The organism is Amycolatopsis sp. WAC 04169 (genome assembly GCF_003947535.1).
Taxonomy (GTDB): Bacteria; Actinomycetota; Actinomycetes; order Mycobacteriales; family Pseudonocardiaceae; genus Amycolatopsis; species Amycolatopsis keratiniphila.
Map to the genome: position 1 here is coordinate 641,654 of NZ_QHJI01000002.1, position 13,325 is coordinate 654,978.

At 68.4% G+C, this 13,325-nt stretch carries 16 protein-coding genes; 7 read left to right on the forward strand and 9 right to left on the reverse strand.

What is annotated here, in order from left to right:
* The first annotated feature begins 49 nt into the window (after positions 1-49).
* Positions 50-517, forward strand: a complete 468-nt coding sequence (locus DMC61_RS07855) for an Lrp/AsnC family transcriptional regulator (RefSeq protein ID WP_016332885.1) — start codon at positions 50-52, stop codon at positions 515-517.
* Here the strand turns inward: DMC61_RS07855 and DMC61_RS07860 are convergent.
* The 4 genes from DMC61_RS07860 to DMC61_RS07875 all read right to left on the reverse strand — a co-directional run bounded on the left by DMC61_RS07860 (position 514) and on the right by DMC61_RS07875 (position 3,854).
* Positions 514-1,071: a sugar O-acetyltransferase gene (locus DMC61_RS07860; protein WP_016332884.1), complete on the reverse strand. Its 558-nt coding sequence runs from the start codon at positions 1,069-1,071 to the stop codon at positions 514-516. The genes DMC61_RS07855 and DMC61_RS07860 overlap by 4 nt on opposite strands.
* Positions 1,072-1,278: 207 nt before the next feature.
* On the reverse strand, positions 1,279-2,346 hold the full coding sequence (locus DMC61_RS07865) for a DUF1996 domain-containing protein (RefSeq protein ID WP_125687960.1): 1,068 nt from the start codon (positions 2,344-2,346) through the stop codon (positions 1,279-1,281).
* A gap of 204 nt (positions 2,347-2,550) precedes the next feature.
* Positions 2,551-3,306 carry an anti-sigma factor gene (locus DMC61_RS07870; RefSeq protein ID WP_125687962.1) on the reverse strand — a complete coding sequence of 252 codons (756 nt, stop codon included), beginning with the start codon at positions 3,304-3,306 and terminating at the stop codon, positions 2,551-2,553.
* Positions 3,303-3,854 (reverse strand): sigma-70 family RNA polymerase sigma factor, encoded by a 552-nt coding sequence (locus DMC61_RS07875; RefSeq protein ID WP_034317190.1) that lies wholly within the window; start codon positions 3,852-3,854, stop codon positions 3,303-3,305. The genes DMC61_RS07870 and DMC61_RS07875 overlap by 4 nt, the downstream gene beginning before the upstream one ends.
* 224 nt (positions 3,855-4,078) lie before the next feature.
* Here DMC61_RS07875 and DMC61_RS07880 point away from each other — a divergent pair, with 224 nt between their 5' ends.
* Genes DMC61_RS07880 through DMC61_RS07900 form a run of 5 tightly spaced genes read left to right on the forward strand, consistent with a single transcriptional unit; the run spans position 4,079 to position 7,556 of the window.
* Positions 4,079-4,639 carry a hypothetical protein gene (locus DMC61_RS07880; RefSeq protein ID WP_125687964.1) on the forward strand — a complete coding sequence of 187 codons (561 nt, stop codon included), beginning with the start codon at positions 4,079-4,081 and terminating at the stop codon, positions 4,637-4,639.
* Entirely contained in the window at positions 4,623-5,390 is a 768-nt protein-coding gene (locus DMC61_RS07885; RefSeq protein ID WP_125687966.1) for a DUF4142 domain-containing protein, read from the forward strand. Before DMC61_RS07880 ends, DMC61_RS07885 begins: the two co-directional genes overlap by 17 nt.
* The gene (locus DMC61_RS07890; protein ID WP_125687967.1) at positions 5,383-5,988 is read left to right on the forward strand and encodes a ferric reductase-like transmembrane domain-containing protein; all 606 of its coding nucleotides are present in this window, start codon (positions 5,383-5,385) and stop codon (positions 5,986-5,988) included. The genes DMC61_RS07885 and DMC61_RS07890 overlap by 8 nt, the downstream gene beginning before the upstream one ends.
* Positions 5,989-6,007: 19 nt before the next feature.
* Entirely contained in the window at positions 6,008-6,244 is a 237-nt protein-coding gene (locus tag DMC61_RS07895; RefSeq protein WP_007033644.1) for a ferredoxin, read from the forward strand.
* On the forward strand, positions 6,237-7,556 hold the full coding sequence (locus DMC61_RS07900) for an NAD(P)/FAD-dependent oxidoreductase (protein ID WP_125687969.1): 1,320 nt from the start codon (positions 6,237-6,239) through the stop codon (positions 7,554-7,556). Before DMC61_RS07895 ends, DMC61_RS07900 begins: the two co-directional genes overlap by 8 nt.
* A 476-nt stretch (positions 7,557-8,032) precedes the next feature.
* Here DMC61_RS07900 and DMC61_RS07905 read toward each other — a convergent pair whose 3' ends face one another.
* Positions 8,033-8,479 (reverse strand): helix-turn-helix domain-containing protein, encoded by a 447-nt coding sequence (locus DMC61_RS07905; RefSeq protein ID WP_125687972.1) that lies wholly within the window; start codon positions 8,477-8,479, stop codon positions 8,033-8,035.
* A 67-nt stretch (positions 8,480-8,546) separates the two neighbouring features.
* On the opposite strand from DMC61_RS07905, the gene DMC61_RS07910 reads away from it, so the two are divergent.
* On the forward strand, positions 8,547-9,689 hold the full coding sequence (locus tag DMC61_RS07910; protein WP_125687974.1) for an MFS transporter: 1,143 nt from the start codon (positions 8,547-8,549) through the stop codon (positions 9,687-9,689).
* Here the strand turns inward: DMC61_RS07910 and DMC61_RS07915 are convergent.
* The 4 genes from DMC61_RS07915 to DMC61_RS07930 are packed head-to-tail and all read right to left on the reverse strand — an operon-like array spanning position 9,673 to position 13,309.
* Positions 9,673-10,824 carry an acetyl-CoA C-acetyltransferase gene (locus DMC61_RS07915; RefSeq protein ID WP_125687976.1) on the reverse strand — a complete coding sequence of 384 codons (1,152 nt, stop codon included), beginning with the start codon at positions 10,822-10,824 and terminating at the stop codon, positions 9,673-9,675. The two genes, DMC61_RS07910 and DMC61_RS07915, sit on opposite strands and share 17 nt — an antisense overlap.
* A complete protein-coding gene (locus tag DMC61_RS07920; RefSeq protein WP_125687979.1) occupies positions 10,817-11,419 on the reverse strand; it encodes a TetR/AcrR family transcriptional regulator in 603 nt (200 codons plus the stop codon). Before DMC61_RS07920 ends, DMC61_RS07915 begins: the two co-directional genes overlap by 8 nt.
* 7 nt (positions 11,420-11,426) lie before the next feature.
* On the reverse strand, positions 11,427-12,194 hold the full coding sequence (locus DMC61_RS07925) for an SDR family oxidoreductase (RefSeq protein WP_125687980.1): 768 nt from the start codon (positions 12,192-12,194) through the stop codon (positions 11,427-11,429).
* A complete protein-coding gene (locus DMC61_RS07930) occupies positions 12,191-13,309 on the reverse strand; it encodes an acyl-CoA dehydrogenase family protein (protein ID WP_125687981.1) in 1,119 nt (372 codons plus the stop codon). The genes DMC61_RS07925 and DMC61_RS07930 overlap by 4 nt, the downstream gene beginning before the upstream one ends.
* Between the last annotated feature and the right edge of the window lie 16 nt (positions 13,310-13,325).

Genomic DNA, 13,325 nt, shown 5'->3' on the forward strand with positions numbered 1-13,325 from the left:
TACGAGTACAGTCCACCGTGTTCGTACTTAATACGGCGAGAGGGCCACGATGGCGCGGTTGGACGAACTTGATAAGGCGATCCTGGCGCAACTGCAGTCGGACGCACGGAAGACCAACCGCGAAGTGGCCGCCGCCGTCGGCGTTTCGCCGACCACCGCGCTGGACCGCACCCGCGCGCTGCGCGAACGCGGCGTGATCCGCGGCGCGCTGCTGGACGTGGACCTGCCCTCGATCGGCCGCGGGGTGCAGGCGCTCATCGCGGTGCGCGTGCGCCCGCCCTCGCGGCGGAACATCGAGGGCTTCCGGAACTGGGTCAACGCGCTGCCCGACCTCGTCGGGCTCTACGTGACCACCGGGACCGAGGATTTCATCCTGCATGTCGCGGTCCCCGACAACGACGCCCTCTACGCCTTCGTGATCGACAAGCTGACCGAACGCCCCGAGGTGGCCGACGTGCGCACCTCGATGGTGTTCGAGCACAGCAGGCGCACCAAGATCACCCCCGTGGACCGCTAAAGCTCCCGGATGACGCGGGCCGGGTTGCCCGCGGCGAACACCTTCGACGGCAGGTCGCGCGTGACGACGCTGCCGGCGCCCACCACCACGTCGTCCCCGATGGTGACCCCGGCGCAGACGATGACCCCGCCGCCGAACCAGACGTTGTTCCCGATGGTGATCGGCGCGGCCGATTCCCAGCGCTGCCGCCGCAGTTCGTGGTCCTCCATGGGGTGCAACGCGGTCAGCAGCTGGCAGCGCGGGCCGATCGAGCAGTCCGAGCCGATCTTGATCGGCGCGCAGTCGAGCAGGATGGCGTCGTAGTTGAGGAAACTGTTGGCGCCGATCTCGATCAGGTAGCCGTAGTCGCACTGGAACCGCGGCATGATCCAGGAACCCTCACCGAGCTTTCCCAGCAGCTCGCGCAGAATCGTGTCCCGCTCACCGGTCTCCTCGGCACCGGTGCCGTTGAACCGGTCGACGAGCGCCTGCGCGCGCCTGCGATCCGCGACCAGTTCGGGGTCGTTGTCCCGGTACAGCTCGCCGCGCAGCATGCGGTCCTTCTGTTCACCCATGCGGCCAACCTACCGAAAGAGCCCTGCCGTCGAGCTTCCCTCGGGAAGCCGGCGGCAGGGCGGGGTGAATGCTTGCGGAGCGTTCTTCAGTTGTGTCGATCGTTTCCGGGTAGGGCCGGCCCGGCGGGTGGGTGAGGTGTAGGGGGGACCCGCCGGGCCGGAGTTTCTTCCTTTCTCTTCGCAGGTTCCTGCTTCCGCTTCAGGGCGTCACTCGCGGCACTCGCGGCCTTCGTTGACGCAGTCGACGAGGCGGTCCATGACCCGGTCCGGCATCACGTTCGCGAAATCGTCGTGGTCGGAGAAGGGGTTGTGGTCCTCCTCGGGGAACGAGTCCACTTTGTACTGTCCGTCGAGCTGGATCCGCCTCGGGATCTCGTAGGTCAGCGAGATGGTGAGCTCCGGGACGGCGGTCAGGCCGTTCGCGCATTCACCGTTCTCGTCGGGATACTTGATGTGGTCCCGGTGGTTCTCGCTGTCGATGTTGTTCCCGTCGAGACAGCTCGGGAACGTGTGCACCCGTTTGACGTCACTGCCCTCGGGACAGATCGGGTACTGCTTGATGAGCCTGTTCTCGAAGCCGGTGCACGTCCAGCTCTCCCGGGCGTTGGCAGGGCCGTTCGTGGTGACTTTCGCGTCACCGTAAAGGATCCGGAGGAACTTCGGCATCTCCTTCACCTTCTCCCTGGCGTTACCCTTGAAGGTGATGTCGACGACCGCGGGGCGCTGGATCTCACCGTCGTTGCCGGCGAGTTCGTTGTCCGCGTTCGGTTCTTCGAGCTGAGCCTGTTCCTGCTCGTCGTTCCGGTTCCGTCGCTGCCCGGCTTCTTCCCCGGTGTCGATCCGCACCACCGGCCAGAAGTACGCCGACTCGTCGCCGTTGCGGCACGTGGTGCCGGCACCCAGCAGGCTGTCGTTGTCCGAATCCGCGTTCGTGGACAGGTTTCCGACGTAGTCGTGCAGATGCTGGGCGCCGTTGCGGACACCCGGCTGCGCGATGAAGTTGTCGGGATTGAAATGCCCGTTCTCGTTCCTGCCGCAGTCGACGGTGAACGAACCCGTGGACGCGTTCCGGCCCGGCCTCGGCTCGTCGACATTCGGGCGCACCTTCGTGATGTCCACGAACTGCGACCTGTCCACCTCGTCCGCGGCGGCGCGCTCGGGTTCGCCGGTCGTGGTGGACACCACCAGCCCGCCGACCGCGATCGACAGGCCCAGCAACGCGGTCGCGATCTTGGTCCTGCGGGCGATACGATGGCGCCCTTGATTTCGTGCCATTGGCTGCTCACCTCATTCTTTTCCGGGCACGCCGATCACTCGCGCCCGGGCATGAGCCACGCATTCGTCGAATACGGGAAATAGCCGCATTCGCGGCGAACCCTTCTGTTCGCCCGCCGATTCAGATCCGGCTATCTGGAGATACGGCTCCCGTGCGGATCCGGTTCAAAACGCGATCCGGCCGTTATCTTTCCGTTATATGACTTACCGGCGCACGACGGCCAGCACGGTGCCGTCCCGCTTGTGCACCTCGAACCGCTCGATGTCGGCCTTCTGCAACGCCGTCGATCCGGTGATGACGAGAGGATCCGGCGAGCCGGGGACGCCGTACCCCTTGGCAGGCACGCTCCAGTTGTTGACGACGTAGGCCTCTCCGCCGTGGGAGTAGGCGAAAAGCTGGCAGGTCATCGGCCCGATGAGGCCGCGCAGTTCGAGCTCGACGGCGCTGCCCCATTCCTTCTCCTGCACCGTGACCTCGGCCGCGACGGCGTTGCCCGCTTCGGACCAGCCGAACGGGGCGGCGCCACCGTCCGGGCCCGCCTCACGCTCCCTCGACGACACCGGGGACGGCACCACCGACGTCACGACGGAAGGCGCCGCCTGCGTGATGACCGGCTCACGATCGGTGAGCGAAAGCACCGTGAGCGGTCCGCCGACGACGAGCACGAGCACGGCGGCCGCCGTCACCAGCCGGATGACCTTGCGCCGCCGGCCCGCCTTGGCGGCGTCCGCGAGCAGCATCCGCAGCACCCGGGGGCCCGGGCCCTTCACCGGCGGATCCGGCCAGCTCTTCTTGACCATGTCCAGGATGTCGGGCAGGTGGTACATCTCCACCAGCTCGACCTGGCATTCGGGGCACTCCAGCAGATGCGCCTCGAACCTGGCGTGATCCTCCTCGCCGAGGACGCCCAGCACGTAGGCGGCGATGTCCGTGTGGACGGGTCCGGACACCTCGCTCACCCCCGCTCCTGCAGCGCCCTGCGCAGCGCGCGCACAGCGTGGTGGATCCGCGATTTCACCGTACCCGGCGGGACCCCGAGCGTCGCCGCGACCTCGTTCACGGTGCGGTCACGCAGATAGGTCTGCTGGACGGCTTCACGCTGTTCCGGGGAAAGATTGCGCAGGGCCTCGTAAACGATCATGGCCGCGAGCGTCTTCTCCGATTCGTCCGGCACTCCGATCGAATCCGACTCCAGTTCCTCCACCTCTTGAGGGCGGGCGCTCCGGCTCCGCCAGCCGTCGATGACGATGCGCCTGGCCACGGTGAACAGCCAGGCGCGCAGCATTTCCGGCTGCCGGTCGAGTTTGCCGGCGTTGCGCCACGCCTTGATGAGCGTCTCCTGGACCACGTCCTCGGCCCACTGGCGATCGTGGCCGGTCAGCTTCAGCACGAACGCCATCAGGCTCGATCCGAACTCCTGGTACAACGCCCTGATGAGGTCGTCATGCCCGTTCGACGCGGGTTCATGATCGACAATTGGCTGCAGTATCCGAGAGTGGCGTCCCACGCGGCACATCTTTGTGGGCTCAGGGGCGATAAGTCCAGAGCGAAAGTTTTTTGAACCGTTTCCCGCCCGTGACCGTATCCCCTACCGAAGACCCCGACCCGGCGCTGTCCCCCGCACCGCCGAATCCACTGTGGATCATGACTGTCCACAGTGGAATTGAACCTGCCTGCACACCATCTCCCCGCGGTGATGGCGTTCTCCTCTGCCCCGACAGGAGGATTTCCGTGAACCCCGTGTCACGCTCGGTCATACCTCTGCCCCTCATCCTGGCCGCGGTCGCGCTGACCGCCGCCTGCACCACCGGTACCGCGGGACCGAACGGCGCTCCCGGCGCGGGCTCCACCGCCGGAGCGGCGCGGATCCCGGGAATGCCCGACCCCGCGGCCGAACCCGCGCCCGGTGTCACGGCGGCGATCCTGTTCGACCTCGGGCCGATCGTCACCGACACCGGAGGCTTCACGCTTTACCGCTACGACAAGGACACGGTGAATCCGCCCAAATCGAATTGCACCGAAACCTGTGCGCGGACCTGGATTCCCGCCAAGGCCGGCGCCGACCTCGTGGTGACCGGGATCGATCGCGCCCTGGTCGGTACCGTCACCAGGGACGACGGCACCGAGCAGCTCACGCTCGCGGGCTGGCCGCTCTACCGCAACGCCAAGGACACGATGCCCGGCAACACCAGCGGGCAGGGTGCCGACGACGCGTGGTTCCCCGCCAAGCCGGACGGGACGAAAGTGCTGCTCACCGCCGAGACCTGGCAGGCCGATGACCTCGGCATCTGACCTCCCCAGACCCGTCCGCCCGCTGCTCGTCCTGCTGATCGCGGCCGTGGTGAGCCTTTTCGGCCCCCTCGGCGAAGCGCATGCCCAAGAACTCTCCGCCGCGGACAAGAACCTGATCGTCAACGTCAAACTGGCCGGGTTGTGGGAAATGCCGGCCGGGATGTGGGCGCAGGAACGCGGGAAGAGCAAGCGGACCCGGGAAGTCGGCCGGACGCTGATGATCGACCACGGCAGGCTCGACACCGCGACGCACGCCATCGCCGACCGGTTCGGCATCGCCCTGCCCGCCGAGCCGTCGGATCAGCAGTCCGCGTGGCTCGGCGAGATGAAGGCCGCCCGCGACGACACCGAGTTCGACCGGATCTTCGCCAACCGGCTCCGGTACGCGCACGGCGTGCTGTTCCCCGTCATCGCGCAGGTCAGGGCCGGTACCCGCAACGACGTCGTCCGCGATTACGCCACCACGGCCAACCAGGCGGTGCTGCGGCATATGACGCTGCTGGAGAGCACCGGCGTCGTCGACCAGTCGCTGATGCCGGAGGCGCCGGTGCCGCAGTCGAATTCGGCCAACGCCGCGATGGACGTCGGTTTCGGCGATTTCGCGCTCGGCCTGCTGCTCGCGGTGGTGCTCGGCGGCGGGCTGTTCCTCGCCCTGCGGGCCCTGCGCGGCAAGAACACCCGGACCCGCGACCGCGCGGCCGCCCCCGAACCGGATCCGGTTCCCAGTGCCCCAGGAGAGATCAATGTATGACCAGTGGTCCGAGGTGGTGATCGTGCTGACCCAGAAGGCGGACACCGACCCCGGCATCAAGGGCATGGCGCAGACCTCGGCCCGGATCGCCTACGGCTTCATGTGCCTCACCCTCTGCTGGGGCGTACTCACCGCGACCGGCTGGATCAAGTCGCTGACCGGGCGGAAGGCGCTGCGCAACTCGCATATGGTGCTCGGCATCCTGACGCTGTCCTTCGGCGTCGTGCACGCGATGTCCTTCCTGTTCCTGCCCGACGGTTTCACCCTGGCGCAGGTCACCATCCCGCTCCTGCCCGGCACCTTGGCGCGGCACGAACTCGGCGTCGTCGGGCTCGAGGTCATGATCGCCGTCGCGCTGACCGGCGGGATCAGCCGGTTCAGTTCCTATCGCCGCTTTCTGTGGATCCACCGCCTCGCCTATCCGGCGGTCGGGATCACCGCGCTGCACTCGTTCTTCGGCGCCATGGCCAACGGGCATCTCGGCCTGCTGTGGTTCGGCGGGATCACGCTGCTGGTCCCCGTGGTGCTGCTGACCGCGCTGCGGTTCACGCCGACCCGGTACCTGGAACGGCTGGGCCTGGTCGAAGAGCTGGTCTGAAGACTTGGAGAGACGAAAGATGATCTTCGGAAGCATACGGCGTGGCACCCGCGTCAGCGTCGACAACGAGCGGTGCGAGATCTTCGGCTTCTGCGAGATGGAGGCGCCGTCCACGTTCAAGATCGGGCCGGACGGCAAGCTCCGCATCCGCCGCATGGTCGACCGGGACGGGCTGGACCAGGCCATCTCCGCCGCGCGGCTCTGCCCGAAACAAGCCATCAGAGTCAAGGGAGAAGGAGCGTACGACGATGAGTGACGGAGATCGGATCGTCATCGTCGGCGCGGGCGTCGCCGGGCTCCGCTCCGCGGAACGGTTGCGGGAGCTCGGTTTCGACGGCGAGATCGTGCTGGTCGGCGACGAGCCGCGGAAGCCGTACCACCGGCCGATGGTGTCGAAGGAGCTCATCACCGGCGGGGTGAAACCGGTCGCCGCGAGCCTGGAGCCCTACGTCGACCTGGACGTCCACTGGCGGCTCGGCACCCGCGCGACCTGGCTGGACAGCAAGGAGCGCACGGTGCACCTGCCGGGCGGGGAATCCCTCTGGTACGACGGGCTGATCATCGCGACCGGGGTGTATCCCCGGCATCTCCCCGGCTCGCCGCGCCACGATCCCCGGGTCCGGGTGCTGCGCACCGTGGAGGACTCACTGGCCGTCCGGCGGGCTTTGGGCAACAGCAGCAAATCCGTCGTGGTGATCGGCAGCGGCCTGATCGGGAACGAGTTCGCCGCGTCGATGCGGTACATGGGCCGCGACGTCACGCTCATCGGCCACGCGAAGGCGCCTTTGCACCGCTTCGGGGAGCGGATCGCGTCGGCGCTCACCAAGGAGCATCAGCACCATCGCGCCAAGCTCGCGATGAACACCGAGGTGCGGAACTGGATCAGCACCAAGGAGACGGTCGGGCTGCACCTGACCAACAACCAGTTCCTGGTGGCCAGTTGCGTGGTGCTTTCGATCGGCAGCGTGCCGGCCGTGGACTGGCTGCGCGGGTCGGAGCTGACCATCGACGACGGCGTCCTGTGCGAAGCGACCCTGTTCGCCACCGGGGCGGAGGACGTCGTGGTCGCCGGTGACGTCGCGAAATGGCCGAACCTGCGGATCGACGAGACCCCGCGGCGGGTCGAGCACTGGATGAACGGCGTCGAATCCGGGCGCGCGGCGGCGGAAAGCCTGATGCTGGGCCGGGGCAACGCGCGGCCGTACACGCCGCTCCCCCGCGCCTGGTCGTCCCTCTACGACGCGCGGTTGCAGACCGTCGGGATGCCGTCGCTGGGCAAGGACACGATCGAACTTTCCGACGGGGTCACCGGTTTCGTCCGCGACGGCAGGCTGATCGGCGCCGCGGGCTGGGACCGGCCGAAGGCGATGATCCACTGGACCGCCGAACTCGACCGGCGGCTGCCGGTGCCCGAGCCGGTGTTCCCCGCCCCCGTTCCTTCGCCGGCGGACACGCCGATCGGGGAGGACATCCTCGCCCCGTTCGAGCGGGACTTCCTGTCCGAGACCCCGACCGAGGCCGTTCCGGCGCCGGAAAGGATGCCCTGGGCTCGCGTTCCCGCCGGGTGACCCGGGAGCGCGAACGGACCGGGGCCGCGCGCGGCGGCCGCGGTCCCCTCAGGTGGCGGTGGGTAGCTGGGCCTCCGCACCCACCGCCACCCCCTGGGGACGCCGGGAGGTATCCGGCCCGACGGTGATTCGGGCTCCGTCGGGTACCGCCTCCGGGCTCCCCGTCTCCGGTCGGGGCCCTTCCAGGCTTGACTCACCTGGGAGGGCCCCGATCCATGAACTCGTCACTCACGTGATCAGAGACGTGACTCGCGTGATTGGAGGCGGAACTCGCGTGATGGGGTGCCGCACTCGGTGTGCGGCATCTGATCACGCGAGTTCCGCCTCCAATCACATGAGTTCCGCCTCTGATCACGCGGCGGCCCGGGCGGAACGATGCTTTCGCCGCGAGCGGCCGCAGGAAACCATGTCGCGAAAGCCACTTTCGGGACATCAGATGTCTCGAAAGTGGCTTTCGCGACACTTGGCCTGACCGCTCACGATGGCTTCACGACGACGGTGTCGTCCGGGCCGACCACACGCCCATCGGAGGCGTGGATCTCCAGGCCCCGCAACGGAAGCCCGCCGTCGCGGTCCACCAGTTCCGAACGCGGCTCGTCGTCGGCGAAGAAGTGCGCCTCGCCCCATTGCCGCAGCGCGACGATCACCGGGAACAGGTCTCGTCCCTTCGGCGTCAGGACGTACTCGCTGTACGTGCTCCCGTCCGAAGCCGGGACCACCTCGAGCACCCCGTGCCCGACGAGCGCCCGCAGCCGGGCGGACAGGATGTTCTTCGCGACGCCCAGGCTGCGCTGGAACTCCCCGAAGCGGCGCACCCCGTCGAAGGCGTCGCGCACGATCAGGAGCGACCACCAGTCGCCGATCGTGTCGACCGAGCGCGCCACCGGGCAGGAGGCGTCGTCGAACGTCGTCCGCTTGACCATGGTTGCATCTTACAACCGCAGTGCCCTACCGTCAGGTGGTAGCAAGTTGAAACCATCTGGAGGGTCTGTGCATCGCGGTGTCGTCCTGTTGTTCGCCGTGGCCGCCGGGACGGCCGTCGCCACGATCTACTTCGCCCAGCCGTTGCTCGTCACCATGGGCGCCGAGCTCGGCATCGCCTCTTCGACCGTGGGCGGCATCGTCACGCTCACGCAATTCGGCTACGGCCTCGGCCTGTTCCTCCTGGTCCCGCTCGGTGACCTGCTCGACCGGCGGCGGCTGGTCGCCGGCCTGCTGACGCTGCTGGCGATCGCCGAACTGGTCGCCGCGACCGCCGTGAACGGCTTGATGCTGTTCGCCGGGATGGCGGCGATCGGCGTGCTCGCGGTGGTCACGCAGCTCCTGGTCGCGTTCGCCGCGTCGCTCGCGGACCCCGGCGAACGCGGACGCGTGGTCGGTCTCGTGACGACCGGAGTCGTCCTCGGGATCCTGCTCGCGCGCACCGTGTCCGGCACGCTGGCCGACCTCGCCGGCTGGCGCGCGGTGTACGTCGTGTCCGCGGGGGTGACCGTGGTGATCGCGATCGTGCTGTACCGCATCCTGCCCGCCACGGCCGGAGGCGAGACCATGAACTACGGGCGGCTGCTGCGATCCACGTTGTCCCTCTTCGTCGAGGAGCCCGTCTTCCGCACACGCGGCACGCTCGCGTTGCTGATCTTCGCCGCGTTCGGCACGTTGTGGAGCTCGGTCGCCTTGCCACTCAGTGAGGACGGCCTGTCGCATACCGCCATCGGCGCGTTCGGGCTGGCCGGGGCCGCGGGCGCGCTGGCGGCGGCACCCGCGGGACGGCTCGCCGATCGCGGCCGGGCGCGGTGGACGACCGGGCTCGCGCTCGGCCTGCTCCTGCTTTCCTGGGTGCCGCTGGGTTTCACCCGCACGTCACTGTGGGCGCTGGTGGTGGGCGCGATCCTGCTCGACCTCGCCGTCCAGGCCGTGCACGTCACGAGCCAGACCCTGATCTACCCGCTCCGGCCGGATGCCGGGAGCAGGTTGATCGGCGGGTACATGATCTTCTACTCGGTCGGCAGCGGCCTGGGCGCCATCGGTTCGACCGCCGTCTACGCCGTCGCGGGCTGGACCGGCGTCTGCCTGCTCGGCGCGGCGTTCAGCGCCCTGGCACTCACGGTGTGGGGTGTCAAAGCCGCTCGATGATGGTGACGTTCGCCGTGCCGCCGCCCTCGCACATCGTCTGCAACCCGTAGCGGCCGCCCCGCCGTTCGAGTTCGTGCAGCAGGGTCGCGAACAGTTTCGTGCCGGTCGCCCCGATGGGATGACCGAGCGCGATCCCGCCGCCGTTGACGTTGACGCGGTCCGGATCGGCGCCCGTCTCCTCGATCCACGCCAGCACGACACTCGCGAACGCCTCGTTGACCTCGAACAGGTCGATGTCGTCGATGCTCAGCCCGGTCTTCCGCAGCGCGTGCGCGGTCGCCGGGATGGGCCCGGTCAGCATCCATACCGGATCGGCCGCCCGCACGGAAAGGTGGTGGATCCTCGCGCGCGGGGTGAGCCCGTGGTCCTCGACGAACTTCTCCGACGCGATGAGTGCCGCGCTGGCGCCGTCCGAAATCTGGCTGGCCACGGCCGCGGTGATGCGCGAACCCTCGCTCAACGGTTTGAGCCCGGCCATCCGTTCCATGCTGGTGTCACGCCTGGGCCCCTCATCCAGGGCGGCACCGGCGAACGGAGTGATCTCGGCGGCGAAGCGGCCTTCGTCGATGGCCGCGATCGCGCGCTGATGGCTTCGGAAGGCGAACTCCTCCATCGCCTCGCGGGTCAGATCCCAGTGCTCGGCGATCATGTCGGCGCTGCGGAACTGCGAGACCTCGACGCTGCCGTACCGCTCCTGCCAGCCCTTCGAGCCGGAGAACGGGTCTTCGAAGCCGTACTCGCGTCCGGCCAGCATCGCCGCGCTGATCGGGATGGCGCTCATGTTCTGCACGCCGCCGGCGAGGACGAGGTCCATCGTCCCGGACAGCACCGCCTGCGCGGCGAAGTGCACGGCCTGCTGGCTCGAACCGCACTGCCGGTCGATCGTCACTCCCGGCACGTGGTGCCCGAACCCCGCGGCGAGCCACGCCGTGCGCGCGATGTTCCCGGACTGCGGCCCCAGCGTGTCGCAGCAGCCGAGGATGACGTCGTCGACCAAATCGGCCTCGACGCCCGCCCGTTCGACGACGGCCTGGATGACGTGGGCGCCGAGGTCGGCGGAATGGATGCCGCTCAGCGCTCCCCCGCGTTTGCCGACCGGGGTCCGGACCGCGTCCAGCACATACGCCTCACCCACGTTTCCTCCTTTTGGTTGCGATGCCGTCCAGCAGGATCCCGAGGTATTGCTGCGCGACGTCGTCCGCGCTGAGCGTGCCGCCGGGGTTGTACCAGCGCACCGCCACCCAGACGGTGTCGCGGATGAACCGGTAGGTGAGTTCGACGTCGAGGTCCTCGCGGAACACGCCGGCCGCGATGCCGTCGGTGAGGATCCCGTTCCACAGTTTGCGGAATTCGGTGTTGCGGTCGTTGAGGTAGTCGAACCTCGGCAACTGCATCAGGTGCTTCGCCTCGGATTGGTAGATCGCCACCTCGGCGGGCCGCCGGTGAATGGATTCGAACGACGCCACGACGACGGCTTCGAGCGTTTCCCGCGGGCCTTTCCCTTCCGCGACGATCTCGGCGTAGGCGCCGAACAGTTCGTCGAGGAAGCCGGTGAGGATCTCGTCGGCCATCGACTCCTTCGAGTCGAAATGGTGGTAGAGGCTGCCGGAAAGGATGCCCGCCGCGTCCGCGATGTCCCGCACGGTGGTGGAGACGTAGCCGCGCTCGGCGAACAGCTTCGCCGCCAGGGCGAGCAGTTCGGCGCGGCGGGACCCTGGGCTGGCTTTCATTGCTACCTCACGCATGCTGGGAACTCACGGACACGACCTCGCCGGTGAGGTACGACGAGTACTCACTGGCGAGGAACACCATCACATTCGCCACTTCCCAGGGTTCCGCCGCCCTCCCCGAGACCTCGCGCGCGGTGAGTTCGGTGAGCAGTTCCTCGCTGGTCACCTTGGCCAGGAACGGATGCATCGCCAGGCTCGGCGCGACCGCGTTGACCCGGATGCCGTGTTCGGCGACGTCGACGGCCGAACACCGGGTGAGCGCCATGACGCCCGCCTTCGCGGCCGCGTAGTGGGCCTGCCCGGCCTGCGCGCGCCAGCCGATCACCGACGCGTTGTTCACGATCACCCCGCCGTCGCCCTGGGCGATGAACCGGTTCACCGCGGCCCTGGTCGCGCGGAACGTGCCGTTGAGGGTCACGTCGACGACCCGCGCCCATTCGTCGTCGGTCATGTCCACAATGGATTTGGTGCCGCCGAGCCCGGCGTTGTTGATGAGCACGTCGATCCGGCCGTAGTGCGCGGCGGCGCCGTCGATGAGCGCCTGTACCTGCTCTTCCTGCGTGACGTCGCACGGAATCGCGTGGACGTCACCGAGCTCGGCGGCCTTCTCGCCCAGCCGTCGCTCGTGCCAGTCGCTGATCACGACGCGGGCGCCTTCCTCCAGCGCGCGTTTCGCCACCGCGGAACCGATCCCGGTGCCGGCCGCCGCCGTCACCACGACCACCTTGTCCCGCAGGAGATTCGCCCCCTCGGGATACTTCGGCACCGGGATCACGGACGTACCTCCCTTGGCAGGCCGAGCACCCGCTCGGCGATGACGTTGCGCTGGATCTCGTTGGAGCCGCCGTAGATCGTGTCCGCGCGGGTGAAGAGGAAGAGCCGTTGCCAGGCGTCGAGCCCGTCTTCCGCGACCATTCCCCGTGCGCCGCGGACGAGCATCGCGAGCTCCCCGAGGTCACGATGCCAGTTCGCCCAGACCAGTTTGGACACCTCGGCCACACCCGGTGAAGAGTCGCCGAGCGTGCGGATCGCCTGCGCTCGCATGACCTCCAGGCCGACCCAGGCGCGATCGATCCGTTCGGCGATCACCGGGTCGTCCGGCGCGATCCTGGTGAGTTCTTCGAGTTCCCGGCGGAAGCCGACCTGCTGCCCGAGCGTCGCGACACCACGCTCGAAGGCGAGGGTCCCCATCGCTACGCGCCAGCCGTCGCCGGGTTCGCCGACCACGAGGTCCTTCGCCGTGCGTGCGCCGTCGAAGAAGACTTCGTTGAACTCCGAAGTTCCGGTGAGCTGCTGGATCGGCCGGACCTCGACGCCGGGCTGGTTCATCGGGACGAGCAAATAGGACAGTCCTTTGTGGCGTTTCGAGCCGGGCTCGGTGCGAGCGAGGACGAAACACCAGTCGGCGACGTGCGCGAGGGACGTCCACACCTTCTGGCCGGTCAGCACCCACTCGTCGCCTTCGAGGGTCGCCGTGGTGGCCACGGCGGCGAGATCGGAACCCGCGCCGGGTTCGGAATACCCTTGGCACCACAGCTCTTCGACGGCCACGATCGGCGGAAGGAACCGCTTCCGCTGTTCGGGCGTGCCGAACGCGATCAGGGTGGGGCCGAGGAGTTCTTGGGCCAGATGACTGACCCGCGCCGGCGCGTTCGCTCGCGCGTACTCCTCGTGGAAGACGACCTGCTGGTCGAGCGTCGCGCCCTGTCCGCCGTGCTCGACCGGCCAGCCGACGCAGGTCCAGCCCGCCGCCGCGAGCCGCCGCTCCCACTCCACGCGTTCGTCGAAGGCCTCGTGCTCCCGCCCCGGACCGCCCAAGCCGCGCAGTTCCGGCGGCAGGTTCTCCGCCAGCCAGGTGCGCACACGGTCACGGAAACCGTCTTGAGCCACGCCTGCCTCCTCTAGC

Excerpts from the sequence above, each read along its gene's own strand:
- DMC61_RS07905 (WP_125687972.1), bottom strand. The coding sequence starts at position 8,479 with ATGGTCAAGCGGACGACGTTCGACGACGCCTCCTGCCCGGTGGCGCGC.
- DMC61_RS07865 (WP_125687960.1), bottom strand. The coding sequence starts at position 2,346 with ATGGCACGAAATCAAGGGCGCCATCGTATCGCCCGCAGGACCAAGATC.
- DMC61_RS07860 (WP_016332884.1), bottom strand. The coding sequence starts at position 1,071 with ATGGGTGAACAGAAGGACCGCATGCTGCGCGGCGAGCTGTACCGGGAC.
- DMC61_RS07890 (WP_125687967.1), top strand. The coding sequence starts at position 5,383 with ATGTATGACCAGTGGTCCGAGGTGGTGATCGTGCTGACCCAGAAGGCG.
- DMC61_RS07885 (WP_125687966.1), top strand. The coding sequence starts at position 4,623 with ATGACCTCGGCATCTGACCTCCCCAGACCCGTCCGCCCGCTGCTCGTC.
- DMC61_RS07895 (WP_007033644.1), top strand. The coding sequence starts at position 6,008 with ATGATCTTCGGAAGCATACGGCGTGGCACCCGCGTCAGCGTCGACAAC.
- DMC61_RS07855 (WP_016332885.1), top strand. The coding sequence starts at position 50 with ATGGCGCGGTTGGACGAACTTGATAAGGCGATCCTGGCGCAACTGCAG.
- DMC61_RS07900 (WP_125687969.1), top strand. The coding sequence starts at position 6,237 with ATGAGTGACGGAGATCGGATCGTCATCGTCGGCGCGGGCGTCGCCGGG.
- DMC61_RS07920 (WP_125687979.1), bottom strand. The coding sequence starts at position 11,419 with ATGAAAGCCAGCCCAGGGTCCCGCCGCGCCGAACTGCTCGCCCTGGCG.